Here is a 24,013-nt window from a genome sequence, read left to right as displayed (position 1 = left end):
TTTTCATGGTATGCAAATCTGCATAAATAATTAATCGGAGAAAATAGAAGAGTGTTATCTCGTTGTGCCTTTTTAATTGCAGCACTTTTGGCTTTGGCTGGATGTGCTACGCATCAGTCAGATATGTCATCGGTTTCTTTTCAACAAGTTCGATACATTCCACCAGAAATACAGGCTTTGTATGGTCCTGTAACGAATGAGACTTATTCGTTACCTGCTGTTGATCTTGCGACAATTGATCCAAAATATTGGCGACAAGAAGTGATTTATTATACATCTTATCCAGCTGGAACATTGGTTGTAGATACGCAAGAGTGTTTTCTTTACCTTATTGGTGAAAATGGAAAAGCTTTGCGTTATGGGATTGGGGTCGGTAAGGAAGGTTTAGCATTTGAAGGTGAGGGGGTTATACAGCGCAAGCGTCGGTGGCCAAATTGGGCTCCTACTGCAGCTATGATGGCTCGAGAACCAGAACGTTATGGACATCTTGGGAAAGGAATGCCACCAGGACCCGATAATCCATTAGGTGCGCGGGCACTTTATTTGTTCAAAAATGGGAAAGATACACTTTTCCGTATTCATGGTTCACACGAATCGTGGTCAATTGGGCGTGCTATTTCAAGTGGGTGCATTCGTTTGCTTAATCAAGATATTATCGATCTTTATGATCGTGTTCCCGTTGGTTCGCGTGTTGTGGTATTGCAAAACAATAGGAGTATTCCTACAGTTTATAGTCAACAATCAAATGGCTATGATCCGCTACAGTCGACCATTCAGCCAAATGAATTTTTTTAATTTTGGGGAGAAGATTGGAGAGAGCTGTTTAAGTGTTTTGGTTTTCTGTTCAATCTTCTCTTTTTCTTAAAAGAGAAAATAAGCCTTTCTTTTTCAAAAGTGCATACAAGCTTGTATTCTGATTCTATTTTTTAGCTTCTCACGTTGCCAACAGATTTTTCCTTTGAGAAAGTTTATAAGAGGATTTTTTTTAAGAGTTCTTATCCATATTCTTCACGCGACTGGGACACTCAAGCCAATGGTTTTGATTGTTTTTTATCGTTTGTGAAACTTCATTCATAAAGAGGGATTTCTCATCTTTTATAAGGAGAGCAATATTTTTTGCAATTGCCTCTAAGAGAGGGGATAACCATTCTTGATCAGATTTGGTGAAATTTCCCAGAACATGCTGATGAACAAGTTCTTTGCTTCCAGGATGACCAATTCCTATGCGTATACGACAATAGTCAGTACCACAATGGGCATCAATAGACTTAATGCCATTATGCCCATTATTTCCTCCACCAATTTTTATACGAACTTTTCCCGGTGACAGGTCTAACTCATCATAAATGATGATCAAATTCTTCAAATCTAATTTATAAAATCGCAAAGCTTCGCCAATAGCTTGACCAGAAAGATTCATGAAAGTTTGTGGTTTTATAAGAAAAATTTTCTCATTACTTATGAAACCATTGGAGATTTCTGCTTGAAACTTCTTTGACCATGGAGAAAAAGAGAAGGACTGATAAATGGCATCAACAGCCATAAAACCGATATTATGGCGGTTATTTTGATATTGTAAACCAGGATTGCCAAGACCAGCAATAAGCCACATGTGTATCTTCAGTCAAAGTATGAGTAAGGGTAATGCCTCATAAATTAAGGCGGAAAAAATTCCCGCCTTTTGAGTTTTATGAAGTTTCCGTGTTTTCTTCATCATTTTCTTGCTCAGAAGTTTCATCGCTGACATCCATGCCAGCAGGAGTTGCAATAGTTGCAATGGTAAAGTCTCGATCTTGGATGATGGGAGTCACATCTTTTGGCAGTTGCACTGCTGAAATGTGAATAGAATCACCAATAGAGTAGCTGGAGAGATCAATTTCAATAGCTTCAGGAATAGCACTTGCTGGAGCTGTACATTCAATTTCGTGCCGAACAATATTGAGGACACCACCCTTTTTAAGTCCAGGTGCCGTATCTTCATTGAGGAAGTGGACAGGAATATTCACTTCTACAACGGATTTTGCTGAAATGCGTAAAAAGTCTACATGGAGGGGAAAGTCACGCACGGGATCTAATTGATAATCTTTTGGCAAAACCATAATTTTTTGCTTGTCAAGAATAATCGTTGCAATGGTGGTACGAAAGCCACCGGCATGAATTTTGTAGAAAATTTCTTTATAGGGAACTGTTATTGCCAAGGGTGGTTGTTTTTCACCATAAATGACAGCAGGAATAAGACCGTTGCGGCGAAGTTCACGGGAGGACCCCTTACCAACCCGCTCGCGTTTTTCGGCCTTAAGAGTGTAGCTTTTACTCATAATTTAAGTCCTTTTTACATGATTGGAGATCCTTCAAAAACAGTAATAGTTTTTGCATGGATATGAAGATATGCGCTAACCAACAGCGATCACTCCATTCTACGTTGCCTCCAAGGGTGTCTACGCAGAAGTTTGTTCTATAGTTCAAACTATTCATAGATGCAAGAGTTGTGGGAAAAATCGATGATTTCTACCGTTAAAAAGGAGGAAATGTTACAAATTGCGGTGTGGATGGAGAATCAACCAATATGTGCTGGCACTGATATGTTCAAAATCAAACACTGGAGATGTTATGAAGGTTGAGATTGCCTTGGGTGAGATGTCAGAGAATCGTGCTTTGCATAAATCGATGCCAGCACTTCTTGACTTAGAAGAATTATTGGCGACACGTCTTCTTGTACAAGGTAATTCCGGTTCAGGGAAATCACATCTTTTACGCCGTCTTTTGGAGCAAAGTGCTAAGTGGGTGCAGCATTGTGTAATTGATCCAGAAGGCGATTTTGTAACTTTGGCAGATAAATTTGGTCACGTTATTGTAGAGGCTCAACGTAGTGAATTAGAGTTGACTCGTATTGCCCATCGCATTCGACAACATCGAGTTTCAGTGGTATTTAATCTTGAAGGCTTGGATACTGAACAACAGATGCGTGCTGTAGGGGCTTTCCTTGGGGCACTTTTTGATGTGGAACGTGATTATTGGTATCCTATGCTTGTCGTTGTCGATGAAGCACAATTGTTTGCTCCAACTGCAGCAGGAGAAGTTTCTGATGAAGCGCGTAAAATTTCTTTGAGCGCTATGACCAATCTTATGTGTCGAGGACGTAAACGTGGTCTTGCTGGTGTTATTGCGACACAACGTTTGGCTAAGCTTGCCAAAAATGTTGCTGCTGAAGCTTCAAACTTTTTAATAGGGCGGACTTTTTTAGATATTGATATGGTGCGCGCTGCTGATCTTTTGGGAATGGAGCGTCGCCAAGCGGAAATGTTTAGAGATCTTGAACGGGGAAATTTTATAGCTTTAGGCCCTGCTTTATCACGACGTCCCTTACCAATCATTATCGGTTCTGTTGAAACTTTGGCACGCTCTTCTAGTCCTAAATTAATGCCACTTCCAACAGAGCGGGATGATGTGCAAGAGCTCGTTTTTACTGCTTCACCAGAGGAAATTTTAACGCCATTTAAACAAACACGAGAGCCGATGAGGGAAAAATCAATGCACGAGATGTTAGAGGAGGTAGTGCATAAAAAACAAGAGCTGTTGGAAGAAAACCTGAGTTTATTTCCTGAACTTTCTGATGTTGAGCGTGACGGCCAAGCAGAACATATTATTCGGGAAATTCTTGAGGATTCTGAGGCTTTTTATCGTTCAACAGCGGTGCTTTATCAAGATTTTTCAGTTCGTTGCCGTATCCATGGTATGTCAAAGGTTCCTTTTAATCTTTCACAATTTCGGCGTAAATTGGCTATTGCTCAGGCTTTTGTTGATGAACAAACGGCTGTCAGTGAACATTGGAAACATATTTTGCAGATATCAGAAAGTTTGGAAGAAGATGTTCAAGGAGTCTTCTTGAATGTGGCACAGGCCGCATTAGGGGGAAAGCCATGTCCATCTGATGCATTTTTAGCACGTCTTTATGGAACTCATTCTTTAAGCCGTGCACGCCGACTTTTAACCTACTTTGAAGAGCGTGGACTTATTGTTATTCATACGCATTTTAGTGGTCAACGTATTGTTGCATTTCCTGATCTTGGTGTTGAAACAGCACCGGGAGACCCCAAGGAACCACTTTAACCAAATAAGCTGGAAACCGATTGTTCTGCTGCTGTCCTTGCTATTGCTTCTCCAATAAGGTCGGCAATGGGCAAAACACGAATATTATGGGTTTTCTCAATAGCTTGTGTTGGCATAATTGAATCTGTAATAACCAATTCTTTCATCTCTGAATTGGCAATTCGTTCGATTGCATTACCAGAAAGAACACCGTGCGTGATATAAGCCGTGACACTATTGGCACCATGTTTAAGCAGAGCACTTGCTGCATTGCATAAAGTTCCACCTGAATCAACAATATCATCAAGCAGAAGGCAATCTTTTCCCGATACATCTCCAATGATATTCATAACTTCTGATTCACCGGGGCTTTCGCGACGTTTATCCACAATAGCGAGCAAACTGTTCAAGCGCTTGGCGAGCGCGCGCGCGCGAACCACACCACCCACATCAGGTGAAACAACGATAACATTTTCAAGAGAATAATGCACTTTGACATCGCGAGAAATGACAGGAACAGCATAGAGATTATCCGTAGGGATATCAAAAAAACCTTGAATTTGTCCTGCATGAAGGTCCAATGTTAAAACACGATGGGCCCCTGCTTCCGTAATTAGGTTGGCAACAAGTTTTGCAGAAATAGGAGTCCGCGGTCCTGGTTTTCTATCTTGGCGGGCATAGCCAAAATAGGGGATAACAGCTGTAATACGACGTGCAGAAGAACGACGAAGGGCATCAATCATGATGAGTAATTCCATCAAATGATCATTTGCGGGATAGGATGTAGATTGCAAAACAAAAACATCTTGGCCACGTACATTTTCATGCAGTTCTACGAAAATTTCTTGATCAGCAAAGCGCTTTACAGTTGCTTTGCCTAAGGGGATGTTCAAATAATTTGCAACATCTTCAGCTAGGCGTGGATTAGAATTTCCGCAGAAAAGTTTCATAGTAGAACCTCTGAATCATCATGGTGAGAATGCGACACGGTTTTTAATTTCTTTTTATTAAATTGCAAGAGAACAATTACAAAAGCCTTACAATTTTATCGATTATTATTAAAGAGCTATGCAGTATGTTTTCTCTTTTTCCAAAAGTTTGTTACTTTTAGAGCAAAGTTTTTTCTCCATGCGGCAAAGAAATACATATTGATTAATCTTTTTGGTTATTACTTTATAAAAATGCTTTCAATATGGGGAATGTTTCATATTTAAGATGAATGAAGGGGAGTGATAAAAAGAAGTATCATCTTGCCTTCAATTATTATAACCAAACATTGAAAATGATCACAGCGAAGGCTATCATATTTTATGTGCTGGTAGATAATTTTGTGAAAAAAGCAAAGTCCAATGGGATTTATTTTTACATTTGGGTAAAAAGTTTAGTTTTGCAGTTTTGGTATTGTTCTCAAGTATAAAAGGGGCTCATCTTTTGTTTTTCAGCATAATAGCAGAAATTTGCCGTCCGTAATCGGGTTCGTTGCGGTGTATTGCACGGCGATAGGAGAAAAAACGCTGTTCATCTTGATAGGTACAAAGCTCTACACAAGAAGCATTAACGCCTGCTTCTTTGAGTTGGTTTATAATAAATGCCCATAGATTAAAATAAAAGCGATTTATTTTGTCTGTTTTTAAAAAATATTTTTGGTATTTGCTGTGGTAATCAATAAATTGGTCGTAAAATTCATTTGTTACTTCGTAGTGATAAGGGCCAATACAAGGTCCAAGGACTGCTGTTATTGATTGTCTTTTGGCTCCTTGTGTTTCCATAACAGCAATTGTTTTCTCGATAATTCCATTTAAGCTTCCACGCCAGCCAGCATGAGTTGCAGCGATGACTCCAGCTTGTGGATCAGCAAACAGAATGGGTCCGCAATCTGCTGTAAGAACCCCAATAACGAGTTCTGGGGTGGTCGTAACCAGAGCATCAGCTTGAGGAGGTGCACCGATAGTTGCTTGATGAGCTACGACAACGTTACAGGAGTGTATTTGATTGACTGTGACTAAATTTTGCGCCTCAATAGAAAAATAATTGGCGATCAAAAGACGATTCTGTACAATATATTCAAGCTGATCATTTGAACCTTTCCCAACATTAAGACTATGATAAAGATTTTTTGAAACACCACCTTGACGTGTAAAAAATCCATGTTTTATCCCATGGGTGTGTAAAGTAGAAAGATTTTTTGCAAGAATGGGATGAGGGATAGATTTCATAAAAGTTCCTTATGGAGATTATTTGAAATGAGGATGGAGATGTTCATATTTGTCAATGAATATTTCAGATACTGATGTGCTTATTGACAAAAGCGCCGATCATCAAAATTGAGGAGGTATGGAGATGTTTTTATCACTGAAATGTAAAACTTTAAATAATTTTCCCATCTGATCTGGACCAGCGAGCCGTTCGATGTCTTGGCGGATTTTGTCTTGCAAAGGAGCACTTTTGCCAACTCCAAGCTGGTTTGCGCGCTCCAGTAGCCCCATTTTAAAAAGAAATTCTCCTTGCTCTAAGATTTCAGCAAAACAGCCCTGTTCAAGAGCTATGTTTTTTAAAAAAGAAAAATCAACATGGGATGTTAAATCATGTTCACCAGGGGCATCAAAAACATCACGAAATCTATGTTTTGAGAGTGCTTGCAAGGTATCGCCAAAGGCAAGCTCACAAGCACCATAGTCGATAAGTAAAGCAGAACCTGTCACTTGCACTAAATGGTGGCTGATTTGTTGCATGAATTGATGCCGTAAAGGGGCATGTTCAAAAATTGTTCCGTCAGGCACTTTAGAACAATAGGTTTGTAGACAAGAAGAGGGAAGTTTATGCGGGGCAGCAATAAAGATGAAATCTCCATTTTGATTGACTGTAATGCAGCGCTCTTTCCATTCTCCATTGACTTTAATATATTGGTTGATAGGGAGTGTATCGAGAAATTCATTAGCAATGAGGAAGAGAGGTTTTGAAGGAATTTGATTAAAATTTTCAATGCTATGGATTTGTTTTTGATAAGAGCAAAGGCGCTTTTTTTGTTCTTTTGCAAGTTTTTTGCTTATTTCGATCAAAAAAATTTCAGCAGCATTAAATGCTCTTGTAGAAAGCTTTTGGATGGTTCGCAAAATGTCATCCATCAAAATTCCACGTCCTGGACCTATCTCAGCGAGGATAAAAGGATGAGGACAACCTTGAGCTTTCCAGCTCGCAAGAGTCCAAATGCCAATCATCTCTCCAAATAATTGGCTTATTTCAGGTGCTGTAATGAAATCACCATCACGTCCAAAAGGTGTTTGTGTTTGATAATAACCAAACTGAGGATCTGTAAGTGCCAACGTCATATATTGGCTAACAGTGATTGGTCCATTAAGGACAATAATTTCTTTAATTTTTTCTTTTAGATTGGCCATTTTCTGTCGATTTATATTTAAAGGCGTGGAGAAGAAGATAACCCCCTAAAAGAAGCATGGGAAGAGATAAAGCCATGCCATAGGTAAAACCAGTAGAATGGAAAAGTGTCGAAAACCATTCTGGATCTTCTTGAGGCGCACGGTAAACTTCAGAAATGCTGCGTGCTACTGCGTAGCCTATAATAAATGTTCCTGATACAGTACCGGGACGCTTTAATGCTTTGAACCCAAAAATAAGAAGACACAGGATGATAAAGAGAAGAAATCCTTCCATAAATGCTTCGTAAAGCTGGCTTGGATGGCGCGGTAAATAGTAAGGATCGAGAGGAAAACAAACCGCCCAAGGATGTGTAGTGATATTGCCCCATAACTCTTGGTTGATGAAGTTGCAGATTCGTACAATGCCGATACCAATAGGAGCACCTGCAGCAATGATATCAAACATGGCTCGTATGTTAATATAATTTTTACGGGCAAACCAGATCATAGCAATGATAATACCAATAAGTCCGCCATGAAAGGACATTCCCCCATCCCATACGGCAATGATAGCACTTGGATGGTTAAAATAGTAAATGGGATCCCATACAAGAACTTGTCCTAAACGCCCTCCGATAACAACACTTATGGCAGACCAGACAACAAAATCTCCGATCTTTTCTTTATCCATAGGAGGGTGGTCTCTATACCATAGAGATGTTTTTTTTAATAATTTTTGCGCATACCACCAAGCAAAAAGAATACCCAGTACGTAACCAAGTCCATACCAATGAAGTGCTATGGGACCTAGCTGGATAATGACAGGATCAAGGAAAGACGGAAAAGCAATGGCTGGACAAGACAGATTGTTCATGAGTTAAGCATTTTACATTATACGAGATGAATATGAAGTGACTCTGATGGTCAGAAATGACAGATGAATGCACAATGGTCAAGTCAGTAGGGAGGCTAGTCAGAAAGGGAGATAGATTTCCACTGATTTATCGCGGTAAAAAAATATGGTGATAAAGGAATATTAAAAAATCTTAAACAAAATCGTTATGAAAAGTCTACATAGGATGTAAAATATAGAGTAAAAGGAACAAATTACAGTATCTAAATGTTATGAGAATACGCTATAATGCGTGCGTCAATAATTAAAATTTAAGGAAAAATGTTATGCGTAATGGATCAAATCGTATTCTTGATGAATTAGCAAAATTAGCAACGGATGCTGCTGACGTTGCGCAAGGCATACGACGTGAAGCTGGAACAGCTTTTCGTGTGCAGGCTGAAAAGATAGCAAACAAGCTTGATCTTGTTTCTCGCGAAGAGTTTGAGACTTTTAAGGAGATGGTGCTGAAAATCCATGCTGATAATGCTGATTTGAAAAGGCGCCTTGATGATTTAAAGAAAGGTGATTAAAAAAACGCAGACACAAAAAAGTAAAATAGTTTCTTAAAAAAAGAATCTTCAAAAAATATCCCCAATTTTTCAATGTGATGCGTGAAACTAAAAAATGCTTAATCTTGAGTCTGTTAGAGCGGAGCATTTGTTTATTTTTGATTTTTTTTTGGGTAAAATACATTTTTTTGAATCAGGGGGGCTGGCGCTATGAAATTGTATCAATACACTGAAAAGACTTGATGATTCGTTTTATGACTATCAGGTTGCCCTAAACAGCGCGATTGTGTTCTGGGTGTTTGTGTACTGTCGATGTTTTTATGTGTATTTGTTTGGTGTAAAGGTTCTGATTGTAGCAAAATATTGTTACAGTTTAGACGTTTTATATTCTGTTGACAATGTTTTAAGATGATTGAGGATTGTGATGAGGCTTGCATTTTGCGCCACAGAAAGAAAAGAGCACCCTGTTGACTTTATCGAACAGATTGCCTGTGAATATGATTGGTCGTTTGAGCGGGATGCACAAGATGAAATTAGCGTTTGTGTGGAAGGAAAACGCGCAAACTATCGTCTTGCTTTTTCATGGATGGAAGAGCATGAAGCACTTCATTTAGCTTGTTCGTTTGATCTCTCTACTAAAAATGCTCGAACAGCTGAAATACAGCGCTTATTGCTAGCAATTAATGAAAAGTTGTTGTTGGGACATTTTGATTACTGGCAAAGGAATAATTCAGTCATTTATCGACAAGGTCTTCTTTTGGCTGGTGGGATGCATCCATCTCATATACAGGTTGAAACATTGTTGATACATGCACTTAAAGCCTGTGAAAGCCATTATGTTGCATTTCAGATGGTTGCTTTGTCGGGAGAAAGTGCTTACAAGGCACTACAGTACACTTTGTTTGAAACTGTAGGGAATGCCTAAAATATACAGTCTGTTATTTTTACAGACGGTTTGCGGAAATATTGCTCATAGGGGGACATCAAGAATAGCGCGCACTCCCCCGAGTGGGCTCTCATCTAATTGTATATTGCCACCATGGCTGCGTGCTATGTCTTGAGCAATAGAAAGACCAAGTCCTGTTCCACTTGCATCTTGATTTCGCGCTTTATCAAGTCGAAAGAATGGCTTAAAAACTTCTGTGCGCATATCTTCATGAATTCCAGGTCCATTATCATCGATTATCAATATAAAAGATTCTTGTTGAGAGTTAGCGGTTAGTTTAACAGTCGTGCCGTAACAAAATGCATTTGTTACAAGATTGCTGACTAAGCGTGTGAAAGCACGGGGACGTACTTGTATTTCTGTAGGACCTTCAATGGTGTAAGAAAATTGACGTTTGTGAAGACGAGCATCGGTGGAGAATTTTTGCATAAGAGCATTTAAATCAAAAGTCTTGACACTTTCACTTCCTTCACCACGAGCAAAAGCAAGATAATCTTCTAACATATTTTGCATGTCACTTACATCTTGCTCAAGCGGTTTAATATCAAAGTCAGTATTTACTAATGCCAGCTGAAGTTTAAAGCGTGTAAGAATGGTTCTTAAATCATGACTTACTCCTGAGAGCATCATGGTACGTTGTTCAATTTGGCGTTCAATACGTTCACGCATGCGTAAAAAAGCGATGCCTGCACGACGGACTTCATCAGCTCCTTGTGGTTGAAAACCTTTTGGTAAAGGACGACCGCGTCCAAAGCTTTCTGCTGCTTCAGCCAATTGTTGAATCGGTTTGATTTGATTGCGCAAGAAGTAAATTGCTATCAGCAATAAAACAAGAGCTGTTCCTACCATCCAGCTTAAAAAAATAGCAGTATTGGAAGCATAGGCTTGGCTGCGTGGAGCAAAGACGCGTAAGATGTTGTGACCAAGGTGGATACGGATTTCAACAAGATCAGAATCTCCTACGGTATCAATCCAGAAGGGACGGTTAATTTGGCGGGTGATTTCTTCACTTAAAAAATAGTCAAGAATTGCAAAAAATGGCTTAGGTCCTGGAGGGGGTAAGGAGGTAGGAGATAGAATAGAAATATTTAATCCCATACGTTGTTGTGCAATACGCTTGATATCTTCATAGTTATCTTGTTGGGGATATGTTTCAAGAATATCAATAATGGCTGAAATATCATGCACGACAGCCGTTGAAAGACGCTCGGTTACCATTTGCCAATGGCGTTCCATAAAGACATAAGCAATGACCGTTTGCAGAAGCACCATGGGAGCGATAATAATGATTAAAGAGCGAGCATAAAGCCGTTTAGGCATTTTTTTCGTTAACCATCGAAGAAAAAATCTTAAAGGTTTGATCATTCTTGTGCCTATTCAATAGAGAGTTTATACCCTATTCCTCGCACGGTTTGGAGCCATATAGGCAGTGCTGGATTTTTTTCGATCTTACGACGAAGGCGGTTGATCTGCACATCAATGGCACGTTCACTTATATTGCTGTCATCTGTCGCGAATTTATGGCGCGGAATTGTATCGCCTGCATTTTCGGCAAACATGACCATTATTTCTTGTTCTTTATCTGTTAATTTAATAATTTCTCCTCCTTTTTTGAGTTCGCGTCGTGAAATTGAAAATATATAAGGACCAAAAACGATTTGCTCAATTTTAGGTTGGCTAAGGGGAAAACCACGTCGTAAAATGGCGTTGATGCGAAGGAGAAGTTCACGAGGGTCAAACGGCTTAGACAGATAATCATCGGCCCCTGCTTCTAATCCACGGATACGATTGTCTATTTCTGATAAAGCTGTTAGCATCAAGATAGGAACATCTTTTGTTTGGCGGAGTGAATGAGTGAGATCAATACCGTTTTCGCTAGGCATCATGACATCAACAATAAGAAGATCAAAATCTAAACTTGCCAACAGTCGTCTTGCTTCATTCGCATTGGCTGAAACTGAAACACGAAATCCATTTTTAATGAGAAACTGAAATAAAAGATTGCGAATACGAGTATCGTCATCAATCACAAGAAGGTGAGGGGCATCGTCACACAAAACTTGAACGTGATTGGTCATTCTTAAAAAAACCTTGATAAAAATTTAGTTTACACAAAATGCAAGTTTACATAAGTTGTATAAAGCTGTCGAGCAGCACCTTTACCTTAAAGGAGAGAAAGTTTTATTTATAAATTTAAAAAAGTTACTTTTGAAAAGGATATTATGGGTAGTCTTAATATACATATTATTCCCGTTACGACATTCCAACAAAATTGCACTTTGCTTTTTGATAGTGAATGTAAAACGGGGGTTCTCGTTGATCCTGGTGGTGATTGGCCGCGGATTCAAGACGTAATCGAAAAGAATGGTGTTATTGTCGAGGCTATTTGGGTAACACATGGTCATTTTGATCATGTAGGAGCAGCAATGCAAGCGAAAGAAGCGCTTAATGTAAAAATTATCGGTTCACATCGCGATGATAAGCCTGTGATGGATGCTGTGAGCGAAAGCGCAAAAAATTATGGCATCACTGATGCTTGCATCTGTATTCCTGACAAATGGTTAGAAGATGGTGAGTGTGTTCATTTTGCTGGACATGTGTTTAAGGTTTTTCACACCCCAGGACATTCCCCTGGTCATGTTATTTATTTCAATGAAAAAGAGCGCTTAGCCCTCTTGGGTGATGTTCTTTTTCGTGGTTCTATTGGACGTACGGACTTCCCCTTCTGTTCCTATGAAAAATTGATGCAATCTCTTCGAGAAAAAGTTTTACCCTTAGGCGATGATGTTTGTTTTATTTGTGGGCATGGTCCCAAAAGTAGCATAGGCTATGAGCGCCAAAATAATCCTTTTCTTCAAGATTTTAATATATGAGCAAACAAAAAAACGCTTTGAAGCGTTTTTTTGTGCCATTTAAGACTTATTAGTAAGGCGGAACAAAAGTTAATTTATTGGGGCATAACAAACGTGTTCCAAACCATTACGGTCTCGGAAAGTTCCTGTTTTAGGGTTGAAAGAACGGTATTTTTTCTTGCAATAGTTAAGCCAATCAGACTCCCATGATTGTTGTACTGGCTCATATTCCACCGTTTGCGGAGCTTCATAAATTATCTGTTCTTGTGGAACCTGTTGATATACAATTTGATGCTGTGGTGCGGTTTGATAAACAACTTGTGGCTGTTCTGGTTTTTTTAAAATTTTGCCGAGAAGTGCACCTGCTGCAAGAGCAAGAATGCCTATTGCTAAAGCTTCTCCTGAGTTATTTATATTAATACTACTGTGTTTTGTCTTTTTGCGCTCGACATAATGATATGTCTTGTGTTCAACATGATGGTGTTGTTGTGCTCCCCATTTATGGCTAACATAATGACGCTTGTGGGGATTATCAAAAGAGCGATGTTCACTATGAGAAAAATGGGAGCTAAAATTGTGAGCTGGTAAACCAGCCTCCCTCCTCATATCATAGCTATGATACCATGCCATATCTGCAAGCGTTGGATTTAATGGCATCAAAACGGTTGCAGTAGACATTGCTGATAATACCGCTAATCTGAAGAGTTTTTTCATAATGATGCTCCTTGTGTAAATTCGTATTTTTCACATCCTACACGTTTCAAACTGAATAGAGCCTGAACAATTTTGGACTTTATTGTGACAAAAAAATAAAAATTCATTTAGTTAAAACATTGCCGGTACAGTAAAATAAAATCATGACAAAATTTTGATTTCAATTAATGTAATATTCTTAAGGTTAATTAAGCAGCTTGTATTGAGAGCAGCAGATTTTTTACTATTGGTTATAAATTCTTTATTGATGAGTACTTTTTTATTAATTGACACAATATGAATTAAACAATAGGTGTATGAATAAAAGTTATCGTTTTTTATTATAGGCTTATGGTGCTAAGATAAAATCTTATTTGTGTGATAGAATACAGTCCTGTTTGACTACTCTCTTGTGAGGTTAAATATTGAGTTCGATATCAGATTATAACTGTATAAGATAATATATTGCGGGAACTTTTTTTGATATATGGGAAACATTCTCTTTAATTTTTTTGTGCTCATTTAGGTTTTAGAAGTGTTTTTGGCATGTTTTGATAGTTTTAGGGATTTTTTTATAACGTGGTTTAACAAGAAAAATTGCTAAAGGGGGACATCAATAATAGCGCGTAAGCCCCCTAGAGGGCTATCATCCAATTGAATATTGCCTCCATGGCTACGTGCTATATCTTGAGCAATAGAAAGGCCGAGTCCTGCTCTACTCGCATCTTGATTTTGTGTTTTATCAAGTTTAAAGAATGGCTTAAAGACTTCTGTGCGCATATTTTTATGAATCCCAGGTCCATCATCATCAATAGTTATGATGAAAGATTCTTGTTGGGATATGGCTGTTAGTTTGACAGTATTAGCATGACAAAATGCTTTTGATACAAGATTGCTGATGAGACGCGTGAAGGCATGGGGGCGTACTTGTATTTGTGTAGGGCTTTCAATGGTGTAGGAAAATTGACGTTTGTGAAGATGCGCATCGGTAGAGAATTTTTGCATAAGAGCATTTAAATCAAAAGTTTTAATATACTCACTTCCTTCACTACGGGCAAAAGCAAGGTAATTTTCTAACATATTTTGCATGTCGCTCACATCTTGCTCAAGCGGCTTAATATCAAAGTCAGTATTTGCTAACGCTAGTTGAAGTTTAAAACGGGTGAGAATGGTTCTTAAATCATGGCTTACACCCGAAAGCATCATGGTGCGTTGTTCGATATAGTTAGAAGATGGTGAGTGTGTGTATTTTGCTAGACATGTGTTTAGGGTTTTGCATACACTAGGACATTCCCCTGGTCATGTTATTTATTTCAATGAAGAAGAGCGCTTAGCCCTCTTGGGTGATGTTCTCTTTCGTGGTTCTATTGGACGTACGGACTTCCCCTTCTGTTCCTATGAAAAATTGATACAATCTCTTCGAGAAAAAGTTTTACCCTTAGGCGATGATGTTTGTTTTATTTGTGGGCATGGTCCCAAAAGTAGCATAGGCTATGAGCGCCAAAATAATCCTTTTCTTCAAGATTTTAATATATGAGCAAACAAAAAAACGCTTTGAAGCGTTTTTTTGTGCCATTTAAGACTTATTAGTAAGGCGGAACAAAAGTTAATTTATTGGGGCATAACAAACGTGTTCCAAACCATTACGGTCTCGGAAAGTTCCTGTTTTAGGGTTGAAAGAACGGTATTTTTTCTTACAATAGTTAAGCCAATCAGATTCCCATGATTGTTGTACTGGCTCATATTTCACCATTTGCGGAGCTTCATAAATTATCTGTTCTTGTGGAACCTGTTGATATACAATTTGATTTTGTGGTACTATTTGATAAACAACTTGTGGCTGTTCTGGTTTTTTTAAAACTGTACCAAGAATCGTACCTGTTGCAAGACCAAGAATACCCATTACTACAGCATCTCCTGAGTTTTCTATATGAACATTACGGTGTTTTGTTTTTTTGCGCTCGACGTAATGATACGTTTTGTTTTCAATATAATGATAATGGTGGTGGTGGTGATGATGGTGTTGTTGTTCCGTCTTACTATGTTTGGCTACAAACCTTTCATGTTCGGCTTTAAATCTTCTTTTGCCGTCTTCAAAACTCTTGTGGAAATCATCAACAAACTTTTGGAAATCATCAGAAAAAAAACCACGTTTTCTATCAGAACAATGGGAGCGAGAAAAACCGCAAGGCGGGATATCAGCTTTCTTCCTTATTTCCCTTATCGCATCATCTGTTTCTTTACGCATCTTCCTCATCATATCATCTATTTCTCTCGAGATAGAGTCACTACGATTCCATGCCATATTCGCAAGCGTTGCATTTAGCGGCATCAAAACGGTCACAGTTGACATTGCTGATAATACCGCTAACCTGATCACTTTTTTCATAATGATGCTCCTTGTGTAAATTCGTATTTTTCACATCCTACACGTTTCAAACTGAATAGAGCCTGAACAATTTTGGACTTTATTGTGACAAAAAAATAAAAATTCATTTAGTTAAATCTACCACGGAGACAGTACAATAAAATCATAACAGAATTTTGATTTCAATTAATGTACTCTGCTTGAGGTTAATTAATAAATTTGTATTGAGAGTACCCGATTTTTTACTATGGGATATAAAATCTTTATTTATTGGTACTTTTTTATTGTTTGGTACAATATGAATTGAACAATAGGTGTATGAATACAAAGTTATCATTTTTTATCATAGTCTTATGGTTCTATGAGAAAGTCTTATTTTACTTTATTTGTGTTATAGAACAGTGACTTATTTGAATATTTTTTTGTAAGGATCGATAATATTGAGTTAAATATCAGAGTATAACTGTATAAAATAATATATTTTGGAATTTTTTGTAAAATGTTCTTTCTTATGTTGTTTTAGACAAATTGGAGCACCCTTGATGTTGGAGGTTGTCTATTTTTCGAATAATGCTGTTTGCTTTTGAACCTTAGTCTTTTTTAGAAGAGCTGAAGATTATTTTATGCGGTTTGAAATTTCTTACTCCTTCATTGATTGCGTTTTTTTCGTTTTATTGTTGCTTGATTAGGGGTGTTTTTACGAGATTTTCCTTTTTGATTTTCCAAAATACCAGTGTCCATGGTTGGTCCCATGTGTGCAAGGTCTGGTTTGGAGAAAAGACTTTGTTGTAACACGGGCTCATGGGTGGATTGTTCGCTATGATGTGTTAAGGGATTTTCTGCGAGTTCTAGTTCTATCTTTTGTAATTGTTTGATTTCATCGCGAAGTCGCGCTGCTTCTTCAAAATTAAGATCAGCAGCTGCTTCATGCATTAATTTTTCAAGGTGTTTAATATGAGATGCTAAATTGTTGCCAACTATATTTTTTTTCTCGATAACATCAGGGATATTTGTACGAACATGGTTGTTTTCATCGCCTAAATTGAGAATATCTCCGATATTTTTTTTGATACTTTTCGGTGTGATATGGTGTTCTTCATTATAGGCTATTTGTTTTTGTCGACGTCTTTGTGTCTCCTGTAAGGCTCGTTCTATGGAACCAGTGATCGTATCTGCATAGAGGATAACACGGCCATCTACGTTACGTGCAGCACGTCCGATTGTTTGTATGAGGGAAGTTTCAGAGCGCAAAAAGCCCTCTTTATCGGCATCTAGAATGGCAACAAAACCACATTCTGGAATATCTAAGCCTTCTCGGAGCAAGTTGATACCGATGAGGACATCAAAGGTGCCAAGCCGAAGATCGCGTAGAATTTCAATGCGTTCTAATGTATCAATGTCAGAATGCATGTAGCGTACACGAATGTCTTGTTCGTGGAGATATTCAGTTAAGTCCTCAGCTATACGCTTTGTGAGAACTGTCACCAATGTACGGTAGCCTTTTTGAATTGTTTTACGAATTTCATTCACAACATCATCGACTTGATTTTTGGCTGGACGAACCTCTGTTGGTGGGTCAACAAGCCCTGTTGGGCGAATAACTTGTTCCGCAAAAGTGCCGTGAGATTGTTCTATTTCCCAGCGTCCAGGTGTTGCGGAGACAGCAATCGTTTGTGGGCGCATAGCATCCCATTCTTCAAAGCGCAAAGGACGGTTATCCATACAAGAAGGGAGGCGAAAACCATATTCTGCTAGTGTTGCTTTTCTACGAAAGTCACCTCGGTACATGCCCCCAATTTGGGGAATGGTTACGTGGCTTTCATCGATAAAAACAAGAGCATTATTTGGAATGTATTCGAACAAGGTTGGTGGTGGTTCTCCGGGTTTTCGTCCTGTTAAATAACGTGAATAATTTTCTATTCCGGCGCATGAACCGGTGGTTTCTAACATTTCTAAATCAAAAATTGTACGTTGTTCTAAACGTTGTGCTTCTAAAAGACGTCCAGCTGCGTTCAACTCATCGAGGCGTTGAACGAGTTCCATTTTGATGGCTTTCATTGCTTGATTGAGTGTTGGTCGCGGTATTACATAGTGTGAATTGGCATAAATTTTAATCGATTGAAGATCGCCTGTTTTTTGTCCGGTGAGAGGATCGAATTCCGTAATTGTTTCCACTTCATCGCCAAAGAGCGAAATACGCCAAGCACGATCTTCGAGGTGGGCAGGGAAAATTTCGATTGTATCCCCTCGTACACGAAAGGAACCACGAATGAAATTGATATCTTGTCGATAATACTGTTGAGAGACTAAATCAGCCAAGAGTGTTCGTTGATTGAGTTTGTCCCCTTTTGCTATTTGGAAGGTCATGGCCGTATAGGTTTCTACGGAACCAATTCCGTAGATGCAGGAGACAGAGGCGACGATAATAACGTCATCACGCTCTAAGACGGCGCGTGTTGCAGCATGACGCATCCGGTCGATTTGTTCATTAATTGAGGATTCTTTTTCAATATAGGTATCAGAGCGTGCAACGTAGGCTTCTGGCTGATAATAGTCATAATAGGAAACAAAATATTCGACGGCATTATGGGGAAAAAAACTTTTAAATTCACCGTAAAGCTGCGCTGCTAGAGTTTTATTTGGTGCTAAGATTAAAGCTGGACGCTGTGTTTTTTCAATGATATTGGCCATTGTATAGGTTTTTCCTGAGCCGGTAACACCCAAAAGCACTTGTGTACGTTCATCTTTTTGAATTCCCTCAACCAGAGTTTTTATGGCTTGAGGTTGATCTCCCGCGGGTTTAAAAGATGTTTCGAGTTGAAATGGAATACCACCTTCAGACTTTTCAGGACGAACAGGGCGGTGAGGTGTCCATAACGCGCCATTCTTAAAAAGAGGATTACCTGAAGCAATAAGAGCAGAAAGAGCTTCTACTGTTGCAGTAACACCATTTTTCATTGTTGTATCCTTTGATAGAAAAGTGTTGGTGATTTTAAAGAAAATACTAATTTTTACAAATTTATTACGACAACAGCAAAACGTTATTGAACAGATTTATTTTGGTTTATTAGAGCTTTCATTAGGATATTGATCAAGTTTTTCATGAGACGAGTTCTTTGAAGTATTTCTTTGGAGGGGGTATATTTGTGGTTGTTCGTGGACACTATTGCATTTTTGCCATGATGATATTCAAGAGGGCATAAGTTATTATGGCTGTTATGGAGAATAATCGGTATGTTTGGGCACTAAAGACATTGTATATGTGTGATAAAGATCGTTTCCATCTTTAAATGAAAGATAACGAGATGACACCCAACCTATTTGAGTGTTATATCGGATATGGCACCAATTTCCTTCACAGTTTTTAACAAAAACCAATTCTCCAGCAGAGATTAAGCCGCAAAGCGCATACTGAGTGCTGGGACCTGTTCTAAAATTAAGATTTCTCGTAACAAAAGCATCTGCTGCCTCTGATATTGTTGTGGCTAAAAAGAAAGAGCCAAACATAAAAAAAATGACGATTTTTTTCATTTTTCTGTAAAGAATTTCTTTAGAGATTTTCTATCCTTCTCTCTTCATATCCCATATGATTTCTTTTACTAGATTATGATAAAACAGAAAAAAATACAATTCTTTCTTCTTTAGGACACTTTAAAGAGAATAGTGAAGTTTAACGTTTTAAACACCAAAATGAGATGTTTTAATCACTATTTGTGCATGTTTTGTTTCCTTTATTTATTTTTGTATGGAAAACAGCGATACTGTACTATATAATAAAAAAGATCGTAGTTTTCGGATTCCAAAAGTAATTTTGGAAGCCGTTTTTTGTATTTTTATTAAACCTTCCGTGTAATAGAAAGGGACGGATTATGGAAAAAGTTCCGATGACTACAGCTGGTTTTGAGAGTCTTAAAGAAGAGTTGCGTTGGCGTCAACAACAGGAGCGTCCGCGAATTATTGAAGCAATTTCTGAAGCGCGTGCGCATGGTGATTTATCCGAAAATGCTGAGTATCACGCAGCTAAAGAAGCGCAAAGTCATAATGAGGGGCGTATAAATGAGCTTGAAGATTATATCGCGCGAGCAGAAGTTATAGATGTCTCGCGTCTTTCAGGTGACAAAATAAAATTTGGCGCAACCATTAAACTCTTGGATGAGGACACTGAAGAAAAAAAAGTGTATCAGATCGTAGGAGATCAAGAAGCTGATGTAAAGGTTGGTAAAATCTCTATTTCTTCGCCTATCGCACGTGCACTTATTGGCAAGCAAGAAGGTGATGTGATTGAGGTGAATGCACCAGGTGGTGCGCATAATTATGAGATCATTAAGGTTCAGTACATCTAAATAACATATGGATTATTATGCGTGTATCTTTGGACGAAACTGAGGTTATTGCGCCTCACTTTAAAAGGCGTTTGTCGGGAGTAACATCTACGATTATTCAGCTTATTCCAATGCAACGCGAACAGGGTATACGTATATCCACTTTGGGGTTTGGTTTACCACAAACTTTACCGGCTCTTGCCTTTAGGGACCTTTTCGGACTTTGGAAAAGTCCGAAAGGGAAGCCATTTCGTATTTGGCATGCACGACGCAATATTGAGATGCTTTGTGGGATCTTTTTACGCGATGTTTTGCGAATGAAGCTTAAACTCATCTTTACTTCGGCTTCACAACGTCATCATAAGCCTTTTACCAAATGGTTGATTCGCTGTATGGATAGGGTTATAGCTACCAGTACACGTACGGGCGCTTATCTAGAAGTGCCTCATAAGGTTATTATGCATGGGGTGGATGTGAGGCGTTTTACTCCACCACAGACTTTTGATGATTGCTTTTCTTCGACAGGATTTCCAGGAAAATATGCGGTAGGATGTTTTGGGCGTCTGCGCTACTCAAAGGGAACAGATTTATTTGTTGATGCCATGATAGCATTATTGCCTGATTACCCCGAATGGACAGCACTTATCGCTGGTCGTACGACAGAGCAATATTATCATTTTGAAAAAGAGTTACGCCAAAAGATTGCTAAAGCTGGTCTGGATGATCGCATTATTTTTCTTGGTGAGATTCTGGACATCCCTTTGTGGTATCGTCGTTTAACACTTTATGTTGCACCTTCTCGTACAGAAGGTTTCGGTTTAACGCCATTAGAAGCAATGGCATCACAGGTTGCGGTTGTAACGAGTGATGCAGGAGCTTATAAAGAATTGGTTGTAGAAGCGACAGGAACAGTTGTAAAAGCAGGAGATGGTTCGGCTTTAACCGCAGCAATTGAACCTTATTTTTCTGATGTGGAAAAAACATTGGCAGCCGGAAAGAAAGCTTTAACCCATGTTCGTACTCACTTTCCTTTGGAAAAAGAGGCAAGCAAGATTGAAAGTGTTTACAAAGAACTGTTTGCGGAAAAAACACTTTGATATGATATCAAAAATCTTCTTGAGGGATGATAAAAAGTATTTTCCTTAAAGGTTTTTCATAGTCATCAAGAAAACAGCTCAATGATATAAATGTTATTTTACAAAATTTATATTGTCTTTAGTAGAACACTATAAAAAGTTCCCAAAATTTTGGATAAAAGATTAAAAATGTATACGCTTGAGAGCGATATGTAGTTTATGATAAAGCATACTAGGAGAGAGGAAAGCTACTTTTATTCATTGATATTTTAGAATAAGAAAATAATGCTTTAACTCAAGTCTGGGGATTTATGCACTATCTTATACGGTGTCGTACTGATATTGTTCGTTTTGTAAGACTTAAATAGATAGCAAAAAAACGTTTTCTTTTCTTAAAAAGATAATGATGCTATCTCCATGAATAAAATAGTCGTACATATTTTCAATAAATTCATAATAAGATGGATTTAAGATCAATATATATGATTTTTATAGATAATTTACCTTTTTAATTTGAATAAGAGCTTTGAGTACCGTAAGATTTTCTTATGTCAAATCTGTTGATATTAAATCAATGAGAGCTATCCTCTAGCACATCACAATCGGAAGAAGGCATGTGGTGGATAAAAACTATTGAAGACAAGGTGTAAAGAGATTTCTTATAAATTGTCTGAAATGCAAGCTGTTACGACATTAACAGAAATAATATGGTGGTACTAATTTATATCTTATTTTGTAGTACCGACTTGCACCTTATTGTTATTTAAGTAAAAATGATGGTGACCATTTTATATCTTTCATGAAGGCTGTCGTGGAATGGGGGTGATGAGTACTGTGAGATGTTTTTTTATAAGCTTGTGAGTTCGTAATATAATAGCATTTTTTTCTATAAGGAGGTAACTCTATTAAAGAGAAAAAACACTTTTATCAGTAAATATTCATATTTTTTGCATGAGAGATTATTCGTAAAAAAGAATGTTCTATGCGTCCACTTTATTTGATAAAGAAGATCAATAAAGTGAAGCTTTATATGTTATGACTTTGAAAATATTGGTATTTGATTGTTTTTGTTGAATTATTTTTATATCATTGATATGATGATTTGTATAGAATTTTAGAAAATCTTCAGTGGATTGAGTAAGGGGTGAATATTATGATGCATACTGTTCACACCTTTTTATCTTGTAAATTTTTTATCATGGTAGAATAAAATACTCTCTGCATTAGAATTGTTCACGCCAGAAAGCGGGAATAAAAAGGACGAATATTGTTATGATTTCAAGGCGTCCAGCTAACATTAGAAAACTTAAAATCCATAAAGCATGGTCGTTGATTGTAGAGAAATTACCAGTGGGGCCAATAATATCTCCAAAGCCTGGACCAACATTTGAAAGTGCGGTTAAGACCCCCGTAAAGGCAGAGGTAAAGTCAAGACCGGTTGTAAGCAAAAGTGCAGTGCCGATAACAAGGCAAAACATATAAAGACAGACAAAAAACAAAACGGCTTGAGCAACATCATTTGATATATTTGAGTGATCGTAGCGCGCTTTTACAACGACATTAGGAGAAAGAAGTTTTTCTATATTTGTTTGTGTAATACGCCAAAGAATAATGAGGCGATTGATTTTCATGCCACCAGAAGTAGAACCAGCACATCCGCCTGTAAAAGAAACAATGAAGAAAATTCCAAGCGCAAACGGTCCCCAAAGTTGATAATCTTCAGCGCTATAACCTGTGGTGCTAATAATGGATGAAAGGTGAAAAATGACATCAAGGAAAATCAAGTGGAACGCGCGATGATCATAAAACCGTAGCCATGCCGCTAAAGCAAAGCTGAAAAGGAGAACGATATGGAGAAAAACAATCACTTGTGGGTCAAGGAAGCGTTTGGAGTGTCCAGGAAGGACTAATTTAACATAAAGTACGAAGGGTAAAGCAGAAAGCAACATGAAGATTGTTGAAATAATTAAGATGGCTGGTTTATCAGAAAAATAGCCAAAAGAAGCATCATGCGTTGAAAAACCAGCTGTTGCTACTGTACTCATTGCATGGTTAATGGCATCAAATAAATTCATGCCTGCAGCAAAATAAGAAAGCATACAAGCCAATGTTAACCCAACATAAGCGATGATAATTCCGTTAGCAATTTGGTTGATGCGAGGCAATATTTTTTCAGATTTATCAGATGATTCCATATGAAAAAGTCGCACGCCACCCACACGCAGTGAAGGCAAAATTAAGAGGGCTAAACCGATAAAACCAATGCCCCCAATCCAGCATATAAGAGAACGCCATAATAAAATACTTCGCGATAAATTATCAAGATCAGAAAGGACTGTGGAGCCTGTTGTTGTAATTCCAGAAACAGATTCAAAAATGGCTCCTGCTAGAGAGATGGGAAGAGGAGAAAGATAAAGAGGTAAGGCACCTACGATGCTTCCTGTAAGCCAAAGACAAACAGTGAGCATAAAGCCAAGCCGTGCTGAAAAGCGACAAGTAGCTCCCTTAGTTGCTAAAAGAATCAGCGTTGCTAACATGGTGGTTATGGCACAAGAATAGAGAAAGCTTATCCAATTACGATTGTTGTCGTGCAAATCCACAAAAATTGGCAAAAGCATTGCTCCTCCCATGATTAAGGCAAAACGTGCACAGACATTGATAATAAATTGAAAAATGATCGTTCCCTATCTTTGTATCTCTTTTTATTATGGTTTTGTGCTCATAAGAAGTTACATTTTTCTCTTTATAGGATAAGGATTAATTCTTAACATTAGCGTGCCTTGATGAATTAGTAATCAGACCTTTTCATAAAACTTGAAAAGAAGTATACATAACATAATTAGGGCTCTTGAAAAATATTTTTTTAAAAGGCTGCATTCCGTTATC

The 24,013-nt window shown here is 38.1% G+C and carries 20 protein-coding genes and 2 pseudogenes; 8 read left to right on the top strand and 14 right to left on the bottom strand.

Annotated features, from left to right (window positions below):
* The first annotated feature begins 51 nt into the window (after positions 1 to 51).
* On the top strand, positions 52 to 795 hold the full coding sequence (locus ACFIJZ_RS01700) for a L,D-transpeptidase (RefSeq protein WP_273791236.1): 744 nt from the start codon (positions 52 to 54) through the stop codon (positions 793 to 795).
* 190 nt (positions 796 to 985) lie between these two features.
* Here the strand turns inward: ACFIJZ_RS01700 and pth are convergent, their stop codons facing one another.
* Together pth and ACFIJZ_RS01690 are read right to left on the bottom strand one after the other, a co-directional pair.
* Positions 986 to 1,612 carry an aminoacyl-tRNA hydrolase gene (gene pth, locus ACFIJZ_RS01695; RefSeq protein ID WP_375630837.1) on the bottom strand — a complete coding sequence of 209 codons (627 nt, stop codon included), beginning with the start codon at positions 1,610 to 1,612 and terminating at the stop codon, positions 986 to 988.
* Positions 1,613 to 1,688: 76 nt separating this feature from the next.
* Positions 1,689 to 2,318: a 50S ribosomal protein L25/general stress protein Ctc gene (locus tag ACFIJZ_RS01690; protein WP_375630835.1), complete on the bottom strand. Its 630-nt coding sequence runs from the start codon at positions 2,316 to 2,318 to the stop codon at positions 1,689 to 1,691.
* A 292-nt stretch (positions 2,319 to 2,610) separates the two neighbouring features.
* On the opposite strand from ACFIJZ_RS01690, the gene ACFIJZ_RS01685 reads away from it, so the two are divergent.
* Positions 2,611 to 4,110 carry an ATP-binding protein gene (locus ACFIJZ_RS01685; protein WP_273791233.1) on the top strand — a complete coding sequence of 500 codons (1,500 nt, stop codon included), beginning with the start codon at positions 2,611 to 2,613 and terminating at the stop codon, positions 4,108 to 4,110.
* Here the strand turns inward: ACFIJZ_RS01685 and ACFIJZ_RS01680 are convergent.
* The 4 genes from ACFIJZ_RS01680 to lgt all read right to left on the bottom strand — a co-directional run bounded on the left by ACFIJZ_RS01680 (position 4,107) and on the right by lgt (position 8,340).
* On the bottom strand, positions 4,107 to 5,039 hold the full coding sequence (locus ACFIJZ_RS01680; RefSeq protein ID WP_273791232.1) for a ribose-phosphate pyrophosphokinase: 933 nt from the start codon (positions 5,037 to 5,039) through the stop codon (positions 4,107 to 4,109). The two genes, ACFIJZ_RS01685 and ACFIJZ_RS01680, sit on opposite strands and share 4 nt — an antisense overlap.
* Before the next feature lie 474 nt (positions 5,040 to 5,513).
* The gene (gene pgeF, locus ACFIJZ_RS01675; RefSeq protein WP_375620697.1) at positions 5,514 to 6,305 is read right to left on the bottom strand and encodes a peptidoglycan editing factor PgeF; all 792 of its coding nucleotides are present in this window, start codon (positions 6,303 to 6,305) and stop codon (positions 5,514 to 5,516) included.
* 102 nt (positions 6,306 to 6,407) lie between these two features.
* Positions 6,408 to 7,487, bottom strand: coding sequence for a class I SAM-dependent methyltransferase (locus tag ACFIJZ_RS01670; protein ID WP_273791230.1), 1,080 nt, complete (start codon positions 7,485 to 7,487; stop codon positions 6,408 to 6,410).
* Positions 7,462 to 8,340 carry a prolipoprotein diacylglyceryl transferase gene (lgt, locus tag ACFIJZ_RS01665; RefSeq protein ID WP_375630832.1) on the bottom strand — a complete coding sequence of 293 codons (879 nt, stop codon included), beginning with the start codon at positions 8,338 to 8,340 and terminating at the stop codon, positions 7,462 to 7,464. The genes ACFIJZ_RS01670 and lgt overlap by 26 nt, the downstream gene beginning before the upstream one ends.
* A 305-nt stretch (positions 8,341 to 8,645) precedes the next feature.
* On the opposite strand from lgt, the gene ACFIJZ_RS01660 reads away from it, so the two are divergent.
* Both ACFIJZ_RS01660 and ACFIJZ_RS01655 read left to right on the top strand, forming a co-directional pair.
* Positions 8,646 to 8,891 carry an accessory factor UbiK family protein gene (locus tag ACFIJZ_RS01660; protein WP_375630830.1) on the top strand — a complete coding sequence of 82 codons (246 nt, stop codon included), beginning with the start codon at positions 8,646 to 8,648 and terminating at the stop codon, positions 8,889 to 8,891.
* A 403-nt stretch (positions 8,892 to 9,294) separates the two neighbouring features.
* The gene (locus ACFIJZ_RS01655; protein WP_375629408.1) at positions 9,295 to 9,795 is read left to right on the top strand and encodes a YbjN domain-containing protein; all 501 of its coding nucleotides are present in this window, start codon (positions 9,295 to 9,297) and stop codon (positions 9,793 to 9,795) included.
* 45 nt (positions 9,796 to 9,840) lie between these two features.
* On the opposite strand, the gene ACFIJZ_RS01650 is transcribed toward ACFIJZ_RS01655, so the two are convergent.
* Positions 9,841 to 11,181 (bottom strand): ATP-binding protein, encoded by a 1,341-nt coding sequence (locus ACFIJZ_RS01650; RefSeq protein WP_273791227.1) that lies wholly within the window; start codon positions 11,179 to 11,181, stop codon positions 9,841 to 9,843.
* Between the two features lie 8 nt (positions 11,182 to 11,189).
* Positions 11,190 to 11,894, bottom strand: a complete 705-nt coding sequence (locus ACFIJZ_RS01645) for a response regulator (RefSeq protein ID WP_375630828.1) — start codon at positions 11,892 to 11,894, stop codon at positions 11,190 to 11,192.
* 144 nt (positions 11,895 to 12,038) lie between these two features.
* Here ACFIJZ_RS01645 and ACFIJZ_RS01640 point away from each other — a divergent pair, with 144 nt between their 5' ends.
* Entirely contained in the window at positions 12,039 to 12,689 is a 651-nt protein-coding gene (locus ACFIJZ_RS01640) for an MBL fold metallo-hydrolase (RefSeq protein ID WP_273791225.1), read from the top strand.
* 69 nt (positions 12,690 to 12,758) lie between these two features.
* Here ACFIJZ_RS01640 and ACFIJZ_RS01635 read toward each other — a convergent pair whose 3' ends face one another.
* The gene (locus ACFIJZ_RS01635) at positions 12,759 to 13,382 is read right to left on the bottom strand and encodes a BA14K family protein (RefSeq protein WP_375630826.1); all 624 of its coding nucleotides are present in this window, start codon (positions 13,380 to 13,382) and stop codon (positions 12,759 to 12,761) included.
* Positions 13,383 to 13,961: 579 nt separating this feature from the next.
* Positions 13,962 to 14,582, bottom strand: a pseudogene (locus tag ACFIJZ_RS01630) (sensor histidine kinase); the annotation flags it as partial.
* A 4-nt stretch (positions 14,583 to 14,586) separates the two neighbouring features.
* Between ACFIJZ_RS01630 and ACFIJZ_RS01625 the strand changes: the two are divergent.
* Positions 14,587 to 14,898 (top strand): annotated as a pseudogene (locus ACFIJZ_RS01625) (MBL fold metallo-hydrolase); the annotation flags it as partial.
* Between the two features lie 69 nt (positions 14,899 to 14,967).
* Here the strand turns inward: ACFIJZ_RS01625 and ACFIJZ_RS01620 are convergent.
* The 3 genes from ACFIJZ_RS01620 to ACFIJZ_RS01610 all read right to left on the bottom strand — a co-directional run bounded on the left by ACFIJZ_RS01620 (position 14,968) and on the right by ACFIJZ_RS01610 (position 19,260).
* A complete protein-coding gene (locus ACFIJZ_RS01620) occupies positions 14,968 to 15,750 on the bottom strand; it encodes a BA14K family protein (RefSeq protein WP_273791223.1) in 783 nt (260 codons plus the stop codon).
* A gap of 627 nt (positions 15,751 to 16,377) precedes the next feature.
* Positions 16,378 to 18,687: an excinuclease ABC subunit UvrB gene (gene uvrB, locus ACFIJZ_RS01615; RefSeq protein WP_375630824.1), complete on the bottom strand. Its 2,310-nt coding sequence runs from the start codon at positions 18,685 to 18,687 to the stop codon at positions 16,378 to 16,380.
* A 258-nt stretch (positions 18,688 to 18,945) separates the two neighbouring features.
* Positions 18,946 to 19,260: an SH3 domain-containing protein gene (locus ACFIJZ_RS01610; protein ID WP_375630822.1), complete on the bottom strand. Its 315-nt coding sequence runs from the start codon at positions 19,258 to 19,260 to the stop codon at positions 18,946 to 18,948.
* Positions 19,261 to 19,598: 338 nt separating this feature from the next.
* On the opposite strand from ACFIJZ_RS01610, the gene greA reads away from it, so the two are divergent.
* Both greA and ACFIJZ_RS01600 read left to right on the top strand, forming a co-directional pair.
* Complete coding sequence (gene greA, locus ACFIJZ_RS01605; RefSeq protein WP_007347010.1) at positions 19,599 to 20,072, top strand: transcription elongation factor GreA; 474 nt, start codon at positions 19,599 to 19,601, stop codon at positions 20,070 to 20,072.
* A 17-nt stretch (positions 20,073 to 20,089) separates the two neighbouring features.
* Positions 20,090 to 21,148 carry a glycosyltransferase family 4 protein gene (locus tag ACFIJZ_RS01600; protein WP_375630820.1) on the top strand — a complete coding sequence of 353 codons (1,059 nt, stop codon included), beginning with the start codon at positions 20,090 to 20,092 and terminating at the stop codon, positions 21,146 to 21,148.
* 1,202 nt (positions 21,149 to 22,350) lie between these two features.
* Here ACFIJZ_RS01600 and ACFIJZ_RS01595 read toward each other — a convergent pair.
* A complete protein-coding gene (locus tag ACFIJZ_RS01595) occupies positions 22,351 to 23,745 on the bottom strand; it encodes a TrkH family potassium uptake protein (protein ID WP_273791219.1) in 1,395 nt (464 codons plus the stop codon).
* Between the last annotated feature and the right edge of the window lie 268 nt (positions 23,746 to 24,013).

It is taken from the genome of Bartonella sp. CL70QHWL (genome assembly GCF_042194855.1).
Classification (GTDB): Bacteria; Pseudomonadota; Alphaproteobacteria; order Rhizobiales; family Rhizobiaceae; genus Bartonella.
The sequence above is the reverse complement of the archived record's forward strand: the minus strand, read 5'-3'. Positions and strand labels throughout refer to the sequence as shown.

Bases quoted from the DNA above. Each gene is read 5' to 3' on its own strand.
- pth (WP_375630837.1), bottom strand. From the start codon at position 1,612: ATGTGGCTTATTGCTGGTCTTGGCAATCCTGGTTTACAATATCAAAAT.
- ACFIJZ_RS01690 (WP_375630835.1), bottom strand. From the start codon at position 2,318: ATGAGTAAAAGCTACACTCTTAAGGCCGAAAAACGCGAGCGGGTTGGT.
- ACFIJZ_RS01685 (WP_273791233.1), top strand. From the start codon at position 2,611: ATGAAGGTTGAGATTGCCTTGGGTGAGATGTCAGAGAATCGTGCTTTG.
- ACFIJZ_RS01680 (WP_273791232.1), bottom strand. From the start codon at position 5,039: ATGAAACTTTTCTGCGGAAATTCTAATCCACGCCTAGCTGAAGATGTT.
- pgeF (WP_375620697.1), bottom strand. From the start codon at position 6,305: ATGAAATCTATCCCTCATCCCATTCTTGCAAAAAATCTTTCTACTTTA.
- ACFIJZ_RS01670 (WP_273791230.1), bottom strand. From the start codon at position 7,487: ATGGCCAATCTAAAAGAAAAAATTAAAGAAATTATTGTCCTTAATGGA.
- lgt (WP_375630832.1), bottom strand. From the start codon at position 8,340: ATGAACAATCTGTCTTGTCCAGCCATTGCTTTTCCGTCTTTCCTTGAT.
- ACFIJZ_RS01660 (WP_375630830.1), top strand. From the start codon at position 8,646: ATGCGTAATGGATCAAATCGTATTCTTGATGAATTAGCAAAATTAGCA.
- ACFIJZ_RS01655 (WP_375629408.1), top strand. From the start codon at position 9,295: ATGAGGCTTGCATTTTGCGCCACAGAAAGAAAAGAGCACCCTGTTGAC.
- ACFIJZ_RS01650 (WP_273791227.1), bottom strand. From the start codon at position 11,181: ATGATCAAACCTTTAAGATTTTTTCTTCGATGGTTAACGAAAAAAATG.
- ACFIJZ_RS01645 (WP_375630828.1), bottom strand. From the start codon at position 11,894: ATGACCAATCACGTTCAAGTTTTGTGTGACGATGCCCCTCACCTTCTT.
- ACFIJZ_RS01640 (WP_273791225.1), top strand. From the start codon at position 12,039: ATGGGTAGTCTTAATATACATATTATTCCCGTTACGACATTCCAACAA.
- ACFIJZ_RS01635 (WP_375630826.1), bottom strand. From the start codon at position 13,382: ATGAAAAAACTCTTCAGATTAGCGGTATTATCAGCAATGTCTACTGCA.
- ACFIJZ_RS01620 (WP_273791223.1), bottom strand. From the start codon at position 15,750: ATGAAAAAAGTGATCAGGTTAGCGGTATTATCAGCAATGTCAACTGTG.
- uvrB (WP_375630824.1), bottom strand. From the start codon at position 18,687: ATGAAAAATGGTGTTACTGCAACAGTAGAAGCTCTTTCTGCTCTTATT.
- ACFIJZ_RS01610 (WP_375630822.1), bottom strand. From the start codon at position 19,260: ATGAAAAAAATCGTCATTTTTTTTATGTTTGGCTCTTTCTTTTTAGCC.
- greA (WP_007347010.1), top strand. From the start codon at position 19,599: ATGGAAAAAGTTCCGATGACTACAGCTGGTTTTGAGAGTCTTAAAGAA.
- ACFIJZ_RS01600 (WP_375630820.1), top strand. From the start codon at position 20,090: ATGCGTGTATCTTTGGACGAAACTGAGGTTATTGCGCCTCACTTTAAA.
- ACFIJZ_RS01595 (WP_273791219.1), bottom strand. From the start codon at position 23,745: ATGCTTTTGCCAATTTTTGTGGATTTGCACGACAACAATCGTAATTGG.